The sequence below is a fragment of the Nonomuraea sp. NPDC050556 genome (assembly GCF_044457355.1).
GTDB lineage: Bacteria > Actinomycetota > Actinomycetes > Streptosporangiales > Streptosporangiaceae > Nonomuraea.
In genome coordinates, this window is the sequence record NZ_JBITGU010000002.1 from 249,143 (window position 1) to 266,055 (window position 16,913).

Below are 16,913 nucleotides of genomic sequence, written 5' to 3' on the forward strand. Positions count from 1 at the left end.
CGGCCGGCACACCCGGACGACACCCGCCACCTCTGCCCTGGCGGAAGATGCGCGCGGCATCACCGCAGGCGAACCACCCACAAAGGGAGCCCCTTTGGGGGTGACTCCCCTTGGGGGTTGTTCCCTCTGTAAGAGGCTGTCCCCCTGTTAAGGGGTTGCTCTCGCCGAAGGGTTGGCTCGCTCCAACAGGGCGGGTGGTGGGTTGTCGGACGGGTGGTTGATCGCTGAGCTAGCCGGGTCGGAAAGGGGGAGCCGTGCGAGCGGCTGATCGGTTGGTGGTGCGCACGTTGCGCCAGGCAGGCGCCTGGCCCGCCGTACTCGCCATCGCCTCCGTGGCCGCCTCGGCGGCGGTGCTGGCGCTCCCGGCCCTCGTGGGGCGGGCCGTGGACAGCCTCATCGCCGGACCACCCACCCAGACCACCTGGATCATCCTCACCGCCGCCACAGCGGCAACGCTCGTCGTCTGCGATGGCCTGGCGGCCTGGGCCTCGGGCGCGGGCGGCGCGCGAGCCACCGCCTGGGTACGGCGGCGCGCGATCCACCACGTCCTCGGCATCGGCCCCCGCATGACGCGCCGCTTCACCGAGGGCGACCTGACCACCCGCATAGGACTCAACGCCGACGAGGCGGGCCGCGCCCCCGACGCGATCGTCACCGGGGTGAGCATGGTGCTCCCATCGGCCGGTGCGCTCGTGATGCTCGTCCTCATCGACCCGTGGCTGGCGCTGACGCTGGTCGCGGGCCTCGTGGTGATCGCGCTCCTGCTGCGCGCCTTCCTCAGGACCTCGACCGCGATCGCGAGCGGCTACCAGGAGGCGCAGGCGGACCTGGTGAGCAGGCTCCTCGACGCCCTGTCCGGAGCCCGCACCATCGCCGCGGCGGGAACCGCCGACCGCGAGGCCGACCGGGTGCTCGGAGTGCTCCCCCGGCTGCGCGTGCACGCCTTCGGCCTCTGGCGCGCCAACGCCGACGCGGGTGTGCGCGCCGGGCTCGTGGTGCCGGTCCTGGAGATCGCGGTGTTGTGCGCCGGTGGGCTGCGGCTCGCCTCGGGCGAACTCACCGTGGGCGAGCTGTACGCCGCCGCCCGCTATGTCGTGCTCGGCGCCGGGCTGGGCGCCGCGATCGGCCAGGTCGCCGGTCTCGCCCGCGCCCGCGCCGCCGCCGCCCGCGTGGTGGAACTGGCCACGGAACCCGTCCTCAGGTACGGCACGCAGCCCCTGCCCCCGGGCCCTGGGCGCCTGGACCTGCGCGGGGTACGCGCCCCCGGCCTCGACGGCATCGACCTCTCGGTGCCGGGCGGCGCGTGCGTCGCGGTGGTGGGCCGCTCGGGAGCGGGCAAGTCGCGGCTGGCGGCGGTGCTCGGCCGGTTGGCGGACCCGGACGAGGGCGAGGTGCGCCTGGACGGCACGCCGCTGAGGGTGCTGCACCGCGACGCCCTGCGCACCGCCGTGGCGTACGCCTTCGAACGGCCGGCCCTGCTCGGCCACACCATCACCGACACCCTCACCCTCGGCCTCCCCACCCCACCCCCAACCCCGAAGACCCCTCACCGCCAGAAAACCCCGAAGACTCCGAAGGACCCAAAGGACCCCAGGAGACCGGAAGCCCTCGAGACCCTCCCACCGCTGACCCCCGCAGCCCGCGTGGGCGGGGCCCGGCGTGCTGGGGATCGTGGGGCGGGCCGTACCGCACAGGAGGAAAAGGGCGGGCGGCACGCGGTGAAGCCCTCGGGCCCCAAGCAGTGGGTCGAGGCGGCGGCCAAGGCCGCGTGTGTGGACACGTTCGTCAGGCGGTTACCGCAGGGCTACGACACCCCCCTCGACGACGCGCCGATGTCCGGCGGCGAGCGCCAGCGCCTGGGCCTCGCCAGGGCGTTCGCGCACGGCGAGCGGGTGCTGATCCTCGACGACGCCACCTCCAGCCTCGACACCGTGACCGAGCGCGAGGTGAGCGCCGCCCTGACCGGCGAGCTGGCCGGCCGTACCAGGATCGTCGTCACCCACCGCGTGGCCACGGCCGCCGCAGCCGACCGGGTGGTCTGGCTGCAGGACGGCCGGGTGCGCGGCCACGACACGCACGGCGTGCTGTGGACGGACCCCGACTACCGCGCGGTGTTCCAGGCGGAGACCCCATGAAGAAACGTTCGCGCAGGGCCCATATGCGCCGCCGTACCTTCCAGAAGCCACCCCAGAAGCCGATGCCGATGCCGATCCAGCGACCCCCCAGGCGCAGGGAGCGCTGGGTGGAGTTCGTGTGGGAGTCGATCGCCCGCCGCCCGCACCTGCTGTCCACGCTGGCCGTCTGGTCGCTGGCCGAGTCGCTGCCCGGCTTCCTGCTCGGCCACGCCATCGCCCGCGCCGTCGACGACGGCTTCGCCGCGCACGACCCCCGCGCCGGGATGGTCTGGCTCGGGGTGCTCGGCGCCGCGTGGCTGGTCGGGGCGTGGGGCGCCAGGCAGACGGTCATGACGGTGGCCGCGATCGTGGAACCGTTCAGGGAGGAGCTGCTGACCCGGGTGGTCACCGGCGCCCTGTACGGCAGAGCGGACACAACGGCGGTGACCCGGTCGAACCTCCAGGTCGAGCTAGCCCGAGACGCCCTGGCCACGGTGATCACGGTGGTCAGGACGTTCCTGTTCGCCATGGTGAGCGTCGTGCTCGGGCTGGCGACGCTGATCCCCCAGCTGCTCGTGCTCGTGGTGCCGCCGCTGCTGATCGGGCTCGGCCTGTTCGCCGCCTCGCTGCCCGCGCTGGCCCGCCGCCAGCGCGACTACCTGCTGGCCGACGAGCGCACCACCCAGGCGGTCACCGCGATGACCGCCGGGCTGCGCGACATCACCGCGGCCGGGGCGGAGGAGCGCGTCGGGGCCGGGATCGCCGAGCGCGTCGACGGCCAGGCCGACGCGGGGACGCGCCTGGCCAGGATGACCGGGGTCAGGACGCTGGCGCTCGGCGTGGGCGGCTGGCTGCCGGTGATCCTGGTGCTGGTCGCGACGCCATGGCTGGTGGAGGGCGGCGCGACGGCCGGGGTGATCCTGGGCGCGCTCGCGTACGTGTCCCAGTCGCTGGTCCCGGCGCTGAACAACCTGTTCGAGAGCCTCGGGGTGAGCGGGGTACGGCTGGGCGTCTCGCTGGGCCGGGTGCTTGAGTCGTCGCCGCTTCCCGGGCCGCGTGCCGTACGGGAGCGTGGGCGTGGCGGCGGGGTGCGGCTGCGCGGGCTGCGTTTCGCGTACGGCGAGCGGGCGGAACCGGTGATCGACGCCCTCGACCTCGACGTGCGCGACGGCGAGCACCTGGCGGTCGTGGGGCCGAGCGGCATCGGCAAGTCGACGCTGGCCTCGCTGATCGCCGGGGTGCTGACCCCGCAGCGCGGCTGGGTGCTGGTCGGCGGGGTGCGCGCAGACCTGGCCGACCCGCGCGAGCGCACGCTGGTGCCGCAGGAGGCGTACGTCTTCAAGGGCACGCTGATGGAGAACCTCACCTACCTGGGCGACGGCGACGTGGCCGCCGCGGTGCGCGCCGTGGGCGCCGAGGCGCTGGTGGAGCGGCTGGGCGCCGAGGTCGACCCGGCCGAGCTGTCGCCGTCGGAGCGCCAGCTGCTCACCCTGGTGCGCGCCTACCTGTCCCCGGCCAGGCTGGTGATCCTCGACGAGGCGACCTGCCACCTGGACCCGGCGGCCGAGGCCCGCGCCGAGGCGGCCTTCGCCCGGCGCGGCGGCACGCTCGTGGTGATCGCGCACCGGCTCAGCTCCGCGCTGCGCGCCCAGCGGGTGCTGGTCATGGACGGCACGGGCGTCACCTTCGGCACCCACGACGAGCTGCTGGAACGTTCGGCGCTCTACGCAGACCTGGTCGGCCGGTGGAGTCCCGCGGAGACAAGGGAGCCTGTCCCGTGATCTACCCACCGGCCGACCGGCACAACGGCGACGACCCGTACCAGTGGCTGGAGGACGCCCACGCCCCGGCCACGCACGTCTGGTCGGACGCCCAGGACGAGCTGTGGGACACCTACGCGGAGACCCTGCCCGGCAGGGAGGCGGCGCTGGCCCGCGTGCGCGAGCTGTCGTCAGCCGGGATGGTCGGCGCGCCGGTGTGGCGGGGCTCGCACTCCTTCCACGTGCGCCGCGGGACCAGGGAGAACCACGCGGTGCTGCACCGCGACAACGCGCCACTGCTCGACCCCAACCTGCTCGACCCGACGGGGGCGACCGTGCTCGACGACTGGCAGCCCGACCTGGAGGGCCGGCTGATGGCCGTCCAGCTCTCGCGCGGCGGCAGCGAGCGCTCGGTGATGTACGTCGTGGACACCGGCTCGGGCGGGCTGGTCGAGGGGCCGATCGAGGGGTGCCGCTACTCGCCGGTGGTGTGGCTGCCCGGCGGTGGCGCGTTCTACTACGTGCGCTCGCGTGAGGTGTGGCTGCACCGGGTGGGCACGCCGGTGGCCGAGGACCTCTCGATCATGGCGGGCGACGCCTCCTACGGGCTGGCCTCCAGCGCGGACGGCCGCTGGCTGGTGGTCTCCGCCGCCTACGCCACGCGCAACGACGTGTGGCTGGCCGACCTCGACGAGTCCGGGCCTGAGCGGCCCCGGCTGCGTGCCGTACTCGAGAGCGGGACGCCGGCCAGGACGGCGCCCTGCGTCGGCAGGGACGGGCGGCTCTACGTGGTCACCGACCTGGAGGCGCCGTGCGTGCGGCTGTGCGTGGCCGACCCGGCCACCCCCGGCGACTGGCACGAGCTCGTGCCCGAGGACCCGGAGGCGGTGCTGTCGGGTTACGCGGTGCTCGACGGCCCGGCGCTGGAGCGGCCGCTGCTGCTGGTGTCGCGGCTGCGCGACGCGGTGGCCGAGCTCGCGCTGCACGACCTGGCCACCGGCGTACGGCTGCGCGAGGTGGATCTGCCGGGTCTCGGCTCGATCGGGAACCTCGGCACCAGGCCGGAGGGCGGGCACGAGGCGTGGTTCACCTACACCGACCACGTGACGCCCTCGACGGTGTTGCGGTTCGACGCGGCCGACGGCTCGCTCACCGTGTGGGAGGAGCCGCCCGGCGCGGTCAAACCACCGGACATCGTGACGACCAGGATGGAGTACGCGTCGGCGGACGGCACGTCCGTCCCGATGGTCGTCCTGTCCCGCTCCGGCGACACCGGCCCGCGGCCTGCGATCCTGTACGGCTACGGCGGTTTCGGGAAGTCGCTCGCCCCGGCGTACTCGACCTACATCCTGCCCTGGCTGGCGGCGGGCGGCGTGTTCGCGCTGGCCGGGGTGCGCGGCGGCGGCGAGCGCGGCGAGAGCTGGCACCAGGCGGGACGCCGCGAGCTCAAGCAGAACAGCTTCGACGACTTCCTGGCAGCCGCCGAGACGCTGATCGAGCGGGGCTGGACGACGTCCGAGCAGCTCGGGGCGTGCGGCGAGTCGAACGGCGGCCTGCTCGTGGCCGCCGCGATCACGCAGCGGCCCTCGCTGTTCGCGGCCGCGGTCTGCTCGGCGCCGCTGACGGACATGGCCAGGTACGAGCTGTCGGGGATGGGCGCGTCGTGGCGCGCCGAATACGGCACCGCTGCCGACCCGGTGGACCTGCGGCGGCTCATGGCCTACTCGCCGTACCACCGGGTGCGTGCGGGCGCGCGCTACCCGGCCACGCTGCTGACCGTCTTCGACGGCGACACCCGGGTGGACCCGATGCACGCGCGCAAGATGTGCGCGGCGCTGCAGTGGGCCACCTCGGGACCCGGCCCCGTGGTCCTCCGCCGCGAGGAGCACGTCGGGCACGGCGAGCGGTCGGTGAGCAGCGGCGTCAGGCTGGCGGCCGATCTTCTGGCCTTCCTCGCCGCCCACACCGGCCTACGGCTTTCTTGAGCGCCACCGGTCGAGCGCCGCCGGCCAGAGCCACCCCGCCTCCCTGGCGATCTCGATCGCCTCGATGCGGGTTCTGGCGCCGACCTTGGTGAGGATCCGCGCCATGTAGTTGCGGACCGTTCCACCGGAAAGGCAGAGCCGCTCAGCGACATCCTCAACGGTCGCCCCCTCTGCGACCACGCCGAGCACGTCCAGCTCGCGCGGCGTCAGCGGGTTCTCCGGCGCTTTGAGCGCGGCGACCGCCAGCTCCTGGTCGATGACGCGCTCGCCGGAGCTCACCCGCCTGATGCCGTCGACGAGCTCGGCAGGGCTGATGTCCTTGACGATGAATCCGCTGGCGTTGGCCGCCAGAGCGCGGCGCAGCGCCGTCGGGGTGGCCATTCCGGTGAGGATGACCGTGCGGCAGGAGGGTAGCTCCCTGTGCAGGTCGGCTGTGGCGGTGAGCCCGTCTGTGCCCGGCAGTCCGATGTCGACGAGGGCGACGTCCGGGCGGTGACGTAAGGCGGCTTCGACGAGATCGTCGCCGTTGGCCACCTCCTCCACCACGCGCATGTCGTCCTCGCGGGACAGCAGAGCGTTGAGCGCACCCCTGATGAGATGCATATCCTCGGCGATCAAGATGCTGATGTCCGGCAACCTGTCCCCCTTGTCCCGTAGGCCCTACAAGAATGCAGGCCTACGGGGGCTCTTGGGAACACACAGCGCCCAACTGGTGACTATCAGCTATTTTCGGCGGCAATAACGGCGTTCCGGAACAGCATCGCGACCGTAGTCGGCCCGACCCCGCCGACGCGCGGCGTGATCGCCCCGGCGACCTGCTCGACGGACTCGTCGACGTCCGGGAGAAGCTTTCGTCCCTCGTAGCGCACGCCGCCGCCGATGACGACCGCGCCCGGCTTGACATGCTCTGGCTGGATGATTCCTGGAACTCCAGCCGCCGCGATGAGGATGTCGGCGCGTTGCGTATAACGGGCCCAGTCGGGGACGCCGGTGTGCACGACGGTCACGGCCGCGTTAGCGGTGGGTCGCTTCTGGCTCAGCATCATGGCCAGCGGACGTCCCAAAGTCGCCCCGCGGCCCAGGATGACCACCTCGCGACCGGACACCGGGATCTCGTAATGGGCCAGCAGCGCCTCGATGCCGGCCGGGGTGCACGGCAGCGGGCCGGGCATGCCGAGGGCGAGGCGGCCCATGTTGAGCGGGTGCATGCCGTCGACGTCCTTGTCGGGGTCGACGGCCTGCAGGGCGGCGTCGTAGTCGAGGTGGCCGGGCACCGGGTACTGCACGAGCAGCCCGTGCACGGCCGGGTCGTCGTTGAAGGCGGCGATGGCCTGGTGCAGGTCGTCCTGGGTGGCGTCGGCGGGCAGGTGGGCGTGCGGGGAGACGAAGCCCAGCTCGGCGGCCTGCCGCTGCTTGATCCTGATATATCCGGCGCTGGCGTCGTCGTCGCCGACCAGGATCGTGGCCAGCGACGGGCTGACGCCCTTGTCCTTGAGTACGGCGACGCGGGTGGAGACCTCGGCGAGGATGCGCTCGGCGACGGGGCCACCGGGCAGGAGTCTGGCGGGCATGCGACTACCTCACCGCGGAGCCCAGGCGGTCGGCTCGCACGGCAAGCTCCCCGATGGTCGATTCCATCCTCTGGCCGCCAGTCACGCTCCCTTCCAGGATGCCAGAACCTGAAACGAAAGCAGCCGTCAGGGCGACAGAGCGGATATGAGCACGCCGCAGGACGACCCGTTGACCGCCGAGCTCCGCGGCCTGCTACCTGGGCTTTTCGACACGGCTTGGGCGGAGCTGTCGCAGGTCCAGCCGCGGATGACGGCGTGGCTGCGCGACACGGTGCGTGCGGAGGTCGACACCCACGCCGACGCGTGGCTGCGCGCGACGTCGACGCAGATCGCACGGTTGCGCGAGGCCAGAGCCCTCCAGCCCGCCATGTCCGTGGCGTACGACGACGGCTCGGGGTACGAGGCGGAGCTGTCTCCCTACGGCTCCTACCTCGCGAGAGCGCTGACCGGAGCCCTGCCCGCCGCCCTCGCGCTCGGGATGGTCTTCCTGTGGGACTGGCTGTCCGGCATGAGCGTCCTGTGGACCGTGGTCGGATACTGCGTGGCCGCGTTGCTCGTGCTGGCCGGCGTCTGGATCGTCAACGACGTGCTGCACGACACGCTCGACGGTCTCATGGTGCTGCTCGTCGTCCTCATCGCGGTGATCACCGGCTATGGCGTGCTGATGTGGCGGTATTCGCCGACGACCTTCTGGGCGTGGGTCGGCTGGCTCTCCGTCGGGCTGGTCATCCTGGCGGCGACGGTCTGGTTGATGACGCCGTTCGCCGACAACGGCGATCTCGAGGAGTTCGGGCTGGTCTCCCTCTGGGCGGCGCTCACCGTGGGAACGGCCCTGGTGATCCCGGATCTCCGTCTCGGCCTCCCCGTGGCCGGGCTGCTGGTCGTCGTCGCCCTCCCCCTGCTCGGATACGCCCGCTGGAAGCGGCGGCAGCCGCCCGATGTGCCCGCCGAGCCGCAGCCCCCACGCAGCACCGAGCAGGAGCTGAGCCGTGTCCGCCAGGCGCGGACCGAGGCGGCGGCGATGCTGGAGAGCTGGAAGGAAGCGATCCTGCAAACCGCCATAGGCCCGCACGTCAGGCGGCGCATAGGCGAGACCCTCGAACCGCCCTTCAACCAGCCGCTCGCCATCCCCATCGCCCCGGGACTCGGCCAGCTCAGAGCCGGTGACTTCCTCATCGCCACCGACCACTTCACCGGCATCCGCGACTCCGTCCGCCTCATGACCGGCGGCGCGCTCGGCGTAGCGGGCCCGCGCGGCGTAGGCAAGTCCACCCTCATGGAGGCCTACCAGATCGGCGCCCTCGCCGAAGCCCCCAGGGACCAGATCGTGGTCCTGGAGAGCGTCCCCGTCCGCTACGAGGCGCGCGAGTTCGCCCTGCACCTCTACGCCCGCCTCTGCGAGGAGATCATGTCCTTCGCCGAGCGCCGCGGCGCGCACCGCCTCTCGTCCGCCCCGCCCCCGCCGTCGCGCGCCTGGGCCTGGCTGATGCGCGGCAGCGTCGCGCTGGCGACGGCCGTCCTGCTCTACGTGACGTGGGTGCTGGGCGTCACCGCGATGAACAAGCAGGACCTCCCGGCCTGGCTGCCGCCCGCCGGGTATCCCGTGGTGGTCCTGCTGGCCGCGGTGGTCGCGGCCGGGCTGGCGACCTTCCGCCTGCGCAGGCGCCCGGCGCCGATACAGCGGCCGGTCGTCGAAGCGGCCCAGGTGGACGGCCTCCAGGGGCTGCGCGCCCTCGCCGAGCAGCGGCTGCGCAGGATCCGGTTCCAGCAGCACTTCACCGAGGGCTGGTCGGGCAAGCTGGCTCTGCCCGGCGGCCCCGAGCTGAGCCGTACCGAGACCACGCAGTGGGCCGAGCAGGCGATGACCTACCCCGACGTCATCCACGACTTCAGGAAATTTCTCGGTACGGCGGTGCGGGTGCTCTCCCGCATGGAGTCCATGGACAGCCCGCCCGTGGCGATCCTCATCGACGAGCTCGACAAGATCTCCACCCCGGGCAAGGCCAGCGAGTTCATCAACGAGATCAAGGCGCTGTTCTCCCCCTCGGTCGAGGGCTGCCTGTTCGTGGTCGCCGTCTCCGAGGACGCACTCGCCTCCTTCCAGCGCCGCGGCCTGCCGGTGCGCGACGAGTTCGACAGCGCCTTCGACACGATCGTCCGGGTCAACTACCTGTCGCGCGCCGACTCCTTCGGCATCCTGCGCAGCCGCGTGCTCGGGCTCGGCACCGAGCACTGCAGCCTCATCTACTGCCTGGCCGGCGGCCTGCCCAGGGACCTCATCAGGGTCACCAGGTCGATCGCCCACCGCCAGGGCGCCGACCTGCCCAGCCTGGCCAGGGCGCTCGTCGCCGAGGACGTCAGAGACAAGGCGGACGCGCTGCGCACGGTCATCGTGCAGCGCTCCCAGCCGGAACCGCACGCGGGCGACCTGATCCACCGCCTCGACCGCCTGGCCGGTACGCCGGAGGAGTCGCTGGCGGCCGGGATCAGGACCGCGCTCCTCGCCCCGCCGGCGCCCTCGGGCTCGGCGGAGTTCGACAGCCTGTGCCTGGAGACGCTCTGCCACCTGTACTTCTCGCTCACGCTGCTGGAGGTCTTCTCCAGCACGCTCACCGAGGAAAGGCTCAAGGCGGGTACGGCGGGCTTCGACGACCTCGCCAGGGCCAAGCAGCTGTTCGCGGTGAACTCCAGGGCGAGCTGGCTCACCATCAGCGCGTTCCGCCTGACGTGGGGGCTGCCCGAGATCGCTATGCCAGGAAGCCCCTGAGCAGCGCGGCCGTACCCTCCAGGTGCTCGGCGACAGCCCGGCGGGCGCCGTCAGGGTCGCCGTCCAGGATGGCGGCGACGATGGCCTCGTGCTGCATGGCCGCGTGGTCGAGGTTCACCTGGAGCATGGGGATCGCGTTGAGCAGGTCGGTGACGCGCAGCCGGGCGTCGGCGCAGGTGGCGGCGAGCAGCGGCGAGCCGGTGAGCTCGGCGATCGACAGGTGGAAGGCGGTGTCGAGGCGGCGGTAGTCCTCGGGGCACGAGCCGTCGAGGTCGCGCAGCCGCCTGCGCAGCGCCTCGCGCTGCTCCTCGCCCAGGGCCATCGTGGCCAGCACCTGGGCGGCGCCGCACTCGACCGCCATGCGGAAGGTCAGCGCGTCGGACAGGTCGTCGCTGCCCATGTCGGTCACCACCCGGCGCAGGTCGCCCGTCTCGGGGCGTGGCGGGACGTAGGTGACGAAGGCTCCGCCGTACCGGCCTCTTCTGACGTCGAGGTAACCGGCCTCCTGCAGCGCCCTGATCGCCTCGCGCAGGGTGACGCGGCTGATGCCGAGCTGGACGGCGAGCTCACGCTCCGGCGGCAGCTTCTCGCCCGGCGCGACCACGCCGAGCTTGATCGCCTGAAGGAGCCGCTCCACGGTCTCCTCGAAAGCGTTCCCCGCCCGCACAGGGCGCAGCACCGTCATCAATCGCGCCGACTCGTCCGTGCCCATGGGGCCGCTCACCACTCCTCACTCACTGCGCGGAGTCGCTCGTTCCTCACGCCTCCACTCCGTTCGCTGCGTCGGGTTCGCGCCCACGTCGTCCTCAGGGTCTTGACAACCGATCCCGCCATGCACATCAATGGTCTGACACTAGCCCAATAAACGCCAGGCCGGAGGCTTCAGGTGGACCCAGGATTTCTCTCCGTCGAGGAGTTGCGCACCGAGGTCGCGGCCGGGCGGATCGACACGGTGCTCCTGGCCCTGGCCGACATGCAGGGCAGGCTGCAGGGCAAACGGCTGTCCGCACGCTACTTCCTGGAAGAGGTCGTCGCGCACGGCTCGGAGGGCTGCAACTATCTGCTGGCCGTGGACGTCGACATGAACACGGTCGAGGGTTACGCGATGTCGTCGTGGTCCCGTGGCTATGGCGACTTCATGATGAAACCTGATCTTTCCACGCTGCGCCGTGTGCCCTGGCAGGAGGGTACGGCGATGCTGATGGCCGACCTGGTCTGGGCCGACGGCGAGGACGTGGTGGCCTCGCCGCGGCAGATCCTGCGCAGGCAGATCGCCCGCCTGGAGGAGCGCGGCCTGGCCGCCTTCGTCGGCACCGAGCTGGAGTTCGTCGTCTACGACACCAGCTACGAGGACGCCTGGAACCAGGCCTACCGCGACCTGACCCCGGCGAACCAGTACAACGTCGACTACTCCCTCCTGGGTACGGCCCGCGTCGAGCCGCTGCTGCGCCGGATCCGGCGCGAGATGGACGGCGCCGGCATGTACGTCGAGTCCGCCAAGGGCGAGTGCAACCTGGGCCAGCACGAGATCGCGTTCCGCTACGACGAGGCGCTGAAGACGTGCGACAACCACTCGATCTACAAGAACGGCGCGAAGGAGATCGCCGCCCAGGAGGGCAAGTCGATCACTTTCATGGCCAAGCCGAACCAGCGCGAAGGCAATTCCTGTCATATCCACATATCTCTGAGGTCTGTGGACAACTCCCCCATTATGGCCGGGGACGGCCCGTACGGACTGTCGAAACTCGGCGAGCACTTCATCGCCGGGCAGCTCTCCTGCCTGCGGGAACTCACCCTTTTCTACGCGCCGAACATCAATTCCTACAAGCGCTACGTACCCGGTAGTTTCGCACCGACCGCAATTAAATGGGGTGTGGACAACCGCACCTGCTCGCTGCGCCTGGTGGGCCACGGGCACGGCCTGCGCATCGAGAACCGGGTGCCGGGCGGCGACGTCAATCCGTACCTCGCGGTGGCCGCGCTGATCGCCGCAGGACTGCACGGGATCGACAACGAGCTCCCCCTCGAAGAGGCGTTCGGCGGCAACGCCTACACCTCGGAGGCAGAGACCGTCCCGCACACGCTGCGCGACGCGCTCGCCCTCTTCGAGGGGTCGAAGCTGGCACGAGAGACGTTCGGCGACGAGGTGGTGGCGCACTACGCCAACAACGCGCGCGTCGAGCTGACCGCCTTCGACGCGGCGGTCACCGACTGGGAACTCTTCAGAAGCTTCGAACGGATGTAGTGGTGAAAATAGTCAATCCGGCCACCGAGGCCGTGATCGCCGAGGTCGAGCTCGCGGACGCGGCGGAGGTCGACCGCGCTGTGGAGCGTGCCAGGCGCGCGTTCCCTGCGTGGCGCGACGTCTCCCCCGGCGACCGCGCCCGCCTGATCCGGAAATTTGCCGAAAAGGTGGATCAGCACGGCGAGGAGCTCGCCCAGCTGGAGATCGCCAACGCCGGGCACACCGTGGGCAACGCGCGCTGGGAGGCGGGCAACGTCCGCGACGTGCTGCACTTCTACGCGGGAGCGCCCGAGCGCAACCACGGCAGGCAGATCCCGGTGCCCGGCGGCCTCGACGTCACGATCCAGGAGCCCCTGGGCGTCGTCGGCGTCATCGTGCCGTGGAACTTCCCCATGGTCATCATGACGTGGGGCGTGGCACCCGCGCTCGCGGCGGGCAACACGGTGATCGTGAAGCCGGCCGAGTGGACCCCGCTGACCGCCCTGCGCCTGGCCGAGCTGGCGCTGGAGGCGGGCCTCCCCGAGGGGGTGCTCCAGGTTCTGCCTGGGGCAGGGGAGGTGGCGGGCGCCAGGCTCGTCGAGCACCCGTCCGTCGCCAAGATCGTGTTCACCGGGTCGACCGAGGTGGGCAAGGAGATAGCGGCGAAGGCGGGGCACCAGGTCAAGCGGCTCACGCTGGAGCTGGGCGGCAAGTCGGCGAACATCGTCTTCGCCGACTCCGACCTGGACAGGGCGGCGGCGACCGCGCCCTACGCGGTGTTCGACAACTCGGGGCAGGACTGCTGCGCCCGTTCGCGCATCCTGGTCGAGCGGTCGGTGTACGACGCGTTCATGGAACGGCTCGCGGTAGCCGTACAGGGCGTGAAGGTCGGCGACCCGCGCGACGAGAGCACCGAGATGGGGCCGCTGATCAGCGCCGAGCACCTGGACCGGGTGCGGGGCTTCGTGTCCGGGACGCCGTACTTGCAGGGCTCGTGCCCGTCCGGCCCCGGTTACTGGTTCCCTCCGACCGTCCTCACGTCGCAGGAGACCGACCGGGCGTTCACCGAGGAGATCTTCGGTCCCGTGGTGTCGGTGGTGCCGTTCGACGGCGAGGCGGAAGCCGTACGGATCGCCAACGACACCCCTTACGGGCTGAGCGGCTCCATCTGGACCCGCGACGTCGGCCGGGCGCTGCGGGTGGCGCGCGCGGTAGAGGCGGGCAACCTCTCGGTGAACTCGCACTCCTCGGTGCGTTACTGGACCCCGTTCGGCGGCTTCAAGCAGTCGGGCCTGGGCAGGGAGCTCGGCCCCGACGCGCTCCACGCCTTCACCGAAACCAAGAACATCTTCATCTCGTCGGAGTGACCCAACCAGCCCGTCAACCCACCACCACGATCCTCCCCAGCCCCCGCGTGGGGACTCTCCCGTGAGGCTGCGGAAGATCGAGGGTGGATGGGTTGTGGCAAGGAGTGAGAAATATGCAGCGTTTGCAGGACCGCGTAGCCGTCGTCACGGGTGCGGGTAGCGGGATCGGGCTGGCCACCGCGCGCAGGTTCGCCGAAGAGGGCGCGAAGGTCGTCTGCGTCGACCTCGACGAGGCCAGTGGCAAGAAGGCGGCGGACGAGGTCGGCGGGCTGTTCGTCAAGGCGGACGTCACCAGCGAGGCCGACGTCATCCGCATGTACCAGACGGCGTTCGACACCTACGGCAGCGTCGACATCGCCTTCAACAACGCGGGCATCTCGCCGCCGGACGACGACTCGATCCTGGAGACCGGGATCGACGCCTGGCGCCGGGTCCAGGAGGTCAACCTCACCAGCGTCTACCTGTGCTGCAAGTACGCCATCCCGTACATGCAGCGCCAGGGCAAGGGGTCGATCATCAACACCGCGTCGTTCGTCGCGGTGATGGGGTCGGCGACGTCGCAGATCTCCTACACCGCCTCCAAGGGCGGCGTGCTGGCGATGTCGCGCGAGCTCGGCGTGCAGTTCGCCCGCGAGGGCATCCGCGTCAACGCCCTGTGCCCGGGACCGGTGAACACCCCGCTGTTGCAGGAGCTCTTCGCCAAGGACCCCGAGCGCGCGCAGCGCCGCCTGGTGCACATCCCGGTCGGGCGGTTCGCCGAGGCGACCGAGATCGCCGCCGCGGTCGCGTTCCTGGCCAGTGACGACGCGTCGTTCATCACCGGATCCGAGTTCCTGGTCGACGGCGGCATCTCCGGCGCCTACGTCACCCCGCTGTAAGGGCACCTCACGGAATGGCCTCTTCCCTCGCGAGGGAAGAGGATCTCCCCACTGGGGATTCCGGCCGCTCCCGAGGGAAGGGCCATCTTTGGGAGGGCCGCTCCACGCGGAGCGACATCCCCAGGGGGCGCCCCCTCACGCGGGCGGGCTCGCAAGAGACGCCCCTCACGGGAGATGCCCCGGGGTCGCCCCTCACGGGAGATGCCCCCGTGGGTCGCCCCTCACGGGAGGCGTCCCCGCCGGGGTGCCCCTCACGGGAGGCGTCCCGCGGGGGTCCCCCTCACGGGGAGACGTCCCGCAGGGGTCCCCCTCACGGGGGATCACCCCCGCAAGGGGTTACTTCTCCCGCGAAGGGTTGCTCCTCCCGCGAAGGGTTGCTCCTCCCGCTAGGGGTAGTGCTCGTCGTTAGGGGTTGCGTTCTTCGTTAGAGGTTGCTCTCCCCGTTAGAAGTTCTTTCAAAGGTCCTCACGCAGGTGAGGGACTCGGTGTTGCAAGGAGAGGTCATGCGGAGGCCCGTCATCGGGATCACCTGTTACGTCGAGCCCGCCCGGTTCACCGTGTGGGAGATGACGGCGGCCCTCCTGCCGCACATGTACGTGGAACAGGTCGTCAAGGCGGGCGGCCAGCCGGTGATCATCCCGCCCGCCGGCGACCCTGGCCCCCTGGTGTCCAGGCTCGACGGCCTGATCCTGGCCGGCGGCGGCGACATCAACCCGGACCGGTACGGCGAAGCCGCCCACGAAAAGACCGGCTACATCCGGAAATTTCGGGACAACGCGGAGTTTTCGCTCATGACAGCGGCCCTGGAGCAGCAGGTCCCTTATCTCGGCATCTGCCGGGGGCTCCAGGTGCTCAACGTCCACCTCGGCGGCACGCTCCACCAACACCTGCCCGACGTCGTCGGCCACCAGGGCCACTCCCCCGCCCCCGGCCAGTTCGGCCACCTCCCCGTGAAGGTCCAGCCGGGCACCCGGCTGAGCACGATCCTCCAGGAGGTCGAGGAGGTCCCGCACTACCACCACCAGGCCATCGACCGCCTGGCGAACGGTCTCACCGTCAGCGCGCTGGCCGACGACGGCACGATCGAGGCGGTGGAGCTCGACGGGCATCCCTTCGCGCTCGCCGTACAGTGGCACCCGGAAGCCGCCGACGACAGTCACCTCTTCGAGGCACTTGTCGCCGCCTGCCGATTTGGGCCTTACTGGAAAGCTTCTTTACTTTTACTCTGGGGAGTGTGGAGCTCGAAGTCCGTCACCTGAGGGTGCTGTGCGCGATCGCTGAGACCGGCAGCATCTCCAGGGCGGCTGCGACGCTGAAGATGTCCCAACCGGCGCTGGCCGCCCAGTTACGCCGCATCGAGCGGCTGTTCGGCGGCGCGCTGTTCGAACGCGGGCCCGAGGGCACCAGCCCGACCCCGCTCGGCGTCTGGCTGCTGTCCCGATCCCGGTCGGTGCTGCCCGCCTTCGACGAGCTGGAACGTGCCGCCAAGCGTTACACCAGCGACCCCGGCGCGCCCATCCGGGTGGGTTGCGCGATGACCCGCCTGGCCACCTACCTGGCCAAGAGCCTCAGCACGCTGCTGCCGGACGCCGAGATCACCCTGCGCACCGAGGAGACCACCGAGGTGCTGCCCGGCCTGCTGGAGTCGGGGCGCATCGAGCTGGCGACGCTCGACGACTACCCGGGCCACGAGCTGACCCCGCCGCACGGCACCGTCTACCAGCCCGTCGCGATCGAGCCGGTCTTCGTGGGGATGTCCACCTCCCATCCGCTCACCGCCTGCGAGGAGGTCGACCTGCGCGACCTGGCCGGTGAGGACTGGGCGCAGCCCGCGCTGCTGGAGTCCGGGCCGCGCGCGCACTTCTGGACGACCTGCGCCGACCACGGCTTCGTGCCGAACGTCGCCTACGGCGTGGACCTCAGCGTGGCCCTCGACCTGATCTCCGAGGGCAGGTGCGTGGGGTTGTTCCAGGCCACCAGCCCGGCCAGGGAGGGCATCGCGATCCGCCCGATCATGGACGCGCCGCTGCGTTTCAGGCACCTGGTCGGCTGGACGGAGCAGGGTCCCATCGCCAAGCATGCCGACGATCTGGTGCGTACGCTGACGAAGACGTACTGGGCCGAGGCCATGCGCGCCCCGCACTACCGCACCTGGTTGAAGCGGCACGGGCCCATAGCGTGACGTTATAGGAAATTGTTGGGTTACTTGGGCCTTCACTAACGGTGTGCACTGGGGTCAAAACACCC

The 16,913-nt window shown here is 71.1% G+C and carries 12 protein-coding genes and 1 riboswitch; of the genes, 9 read left to right on the forward strand and 3 right to left on the reverse strand.

The annotated features are described in order from the left end of the window. Nucleotides 1–254 precede the first annotated feature (254 nt). The 3 genes from ACIBG8_RS19240 to ACIBG8_RS19250 are packed head-to-tail and all read left to right on the forward strand — an operon-like array spanning nucleotide 255 to nucleotide 5,859. Nucleotides 255–2,135: an ABC transporter ATP-binding protein gene (locus ACIBG8_RS19240; RefSeq protein WP_397344187.1), complete on the forward strand. Its 1,881-nt coding sequence runs from the start codon at nucleotides 255–257 to the stop codon at nucleotides 2,133–2,135. Further along, on the forward strand, nucleotides 2,132–3,895 hold the full coding sequence (locus ACIBG8_RS19245; RefSeq protein WP_397344188.1) for an ATP-binding cassette domain-containing protein: 1,764 nt from the start codon (nucleotides 2,132–2,134) through the stop codon (nucleotides 3,893–3,895). Before ACIBG8_RS19240 ends, ACIBG8_RS19245 begins: the two co-directional genes overlap by 4 nt. Continuing rightward, nucleotides 3,892–5,859, forward strand: coding sequence for a prolyl oligopeptidase family protein (locus tag ACIBG8_RS19250; RefSeq protein ID WP_397344189.1), 1,968 nt, complete (start codon nucleotides 3,892–3,894; stop codon nucleotides 5,857–5,859). The genes ACIBG8_RS19245 and ACIBG8_RS19250 overlap by 4 nt, the downstream gene beginning before the upstream one ends. Here ACIBG8_RS19250 and ACIBG8_RS19255 read toward each other — a convergent pair. Together ACIBG8_RS19255 and ACIBG8_RS19260 are read right to left on the reverse strand one after the other, a co-directional pair. Beyond that, complete coding sequence (locus ACIBG8_RS19255) at nucleotides 5,845–6,495, reverse strand: response regulator (protein WP_397344190.1); 651 nt, start codon at nucleotides 6,493–6,495, stop codon at nucleotides 5,845–5,847. The two genes, ACIBG8_RS19250 and ACIBG8_RS19255, sit on opposite strands and share 15 nt — an antisense overlap. Nucleotides 6,496–6,578: 83 nt before the next feature. Beyond that, on the reverse strand, nucleotides 6,579–7,430 hold the full coding sequence (locus ACIBG8_RS19260; protein WP_397344191.1) for a bifunctional 5,10-methylenetetrahydrofolate dehydrogenase/5,10-methenyltetrahydrofolate cyclohydrolase: 852 nt from the start codon (nucleotides 7,428–7,430) through the stop codon (nucleotides 6,579–6,581). A 12-nt stretch (nucleotides 7,431–7,442) separates the two neighbouring features. After that, nucleotides 7,443–7,525: riboswitch (ZMP/ZTP riboswitch) on the reverse strand. Between the two features lie 50 nt (nucleotides 7,526–7,575). Here ACIBG8_RS19260 and ACIBG8_RS19265 point away from each other — a divergent pair. Next, nucleotides 7,576–10,197, forward strand: coding sequence for a hypothetical protein (locus ACIBG8_RS19265; protein WP_397344192.1), 2,622 nt, complete (start codon nucleotides 7,576–7,578; stop codon nucleotides 10,195–10,197). On the opposite strand, the gene ACIBG8_RS19270 is transcribed toward ACIBG8_RS19265, so the two are convergent. Further along, nucleotides 10,178–10,882 (reverse strand): FadR/GntR family transcriptional regulator, encoded by a 705-nt coding sequence (locus ACIBG8_RS19270; protein WP_397346143.1) that lies wholly within the window; start codon nucleotides 10,880–10,882, stop codon nucleotides 10,178–10,180. The genes ACIBG8_RS19265 and ACIBG8_RS19270 overlap by 20 nt on opposite strands. A 201-nt stretch (nucleotides 10,883–11,083) precedes the next feature. Here ACIBG8_RS19270 and ACIBG8_RS19275 point away from each other — a divergent pair, with 201 nt between their 5' ends. The 5 genes from ACIBG8_RS19275 to ACIBG8_RS19295 all read left to right on the forward strand — a co-directional run bounded on the left by ACIBG8_RS19275 (nucleotide 11,084) and on the right by ACIBG8_RS19295 (nucleotide 16,848). Beyond that, nucleotides 11,084–12,442, forward strand: coding sequence for a glutamine synthetase family protein (locus ACIBG8_RS19275; RefSeq protein WP_397344194.1), 1,359 nt, complete (start codon nucleotides 11,084–11,086; stop codon nucleotides 12,440–12,442). Between the two features lie 2 nt (nucleotides 12,443–12,444). Next, nucleotides 12,445–13,788: an aldehyde dehydrogenase family protein gene (locus ACIBG8_RS19280; protein ID WP_397344195.1), complete on the forward strand. Its 1,344-nt coding sequence runs from the start codon at nucleotides 12,445–12,447 to the stop codon at nucleotides 13,786–13,788. A gap of 113 nt (nucleotides 13,789–13,901) precedes the next feature. Then, on the forward strand, nucleotides 13,902–14,666 hold the full coding sequence (locus tag ACIBG8_RS19285) for a 3-oxoacyl-ACP reductase (RefSeq protein ID WP_397344196.1): 765 nt from the start codon (nucleotides 13,902–13,904) through the stop codon (nucleotides 14,664–14,666). 503 nt (nucleotides 14,667–15,169) lie between these two features. Then, the gene (locus ACIBG8_RS19290; RefSeq protein WP_397344197.1) at nucleotides 15,170–15,925 is read left to right on the forward strand and encodes a gamma-glutamyl-gamma-aminobutyrate hydrolase family protein; all 756 of its coding nucleotides are present in this window, start codon (nucleotides 15,170–15,172) and stop codon (nucleotides 15,923–15,925) included. Then, on the forward strand, nucleotides 15,901–16,848 hold the full coding sequence (locus tag ACIBG8_RS19295) for a LysR family transcriptional regulator (RefSeq protein WP_397344198.1): 948 nt from the start codon (nucleotides 15,901–15,903) through the stop codon (nucleotides 16,846–16,848). Before ACIBG8_RS19290 ends, ACIBG8_RS19295 begins: the two co-directional genes overlap by 25 nt. Nucleotides 16,849–16,913 lie beyond the last annotated feature (65 nt).

Bases quoted from the DNA above. Each gene is read 5' to 3' on its own strand.
- ACIBG8_RS19265 (WP_397344192.1), top strand. From the start codon at position 7,576: ATGAGCACGCCGCAGGACGACCCGTTGACCGCCGAGCTCCGCGGCCTG.
- ACIBG8_RS19285 (WP_397344196.1), top strand. From the start codon at position 13,902: ATGCAGCGTTTGCAGGACCGCGTAGCCGTCGTCACGGGTGCGGGTAGC.
- ACIBG8_RS19245 (WP_397344188.1), top strand. From the start codon at position 2,132: ATGAAGAAACGTTCGCGCAGGGCCCATATGCGCCGCCGTACCTTCCAG.
- ACIBG8_RS19290 (WP_397344197.1), top strand. From the start codon at position 15,170: ATGCGGAGGCCCGTCATCGGGATCACCTGTTACGTCGAGCCCGCCCGG.
- ACIBG8_RS19260 (WP_397344191.1), bottom strand. From the start codon at position 7,430: ATGCCCGCCAGACTCCTGCCCGGTGGCCCCGTCGCCGAGCGCATCCTC.
- ACIBG8_RS19270 (WP_397346143.1), bottom strand. From the start codon at position 10,882: ATGACGGTGCTGCGCCCTGTGCGGGCGGGGAACGCTTTCGAGGAGACC.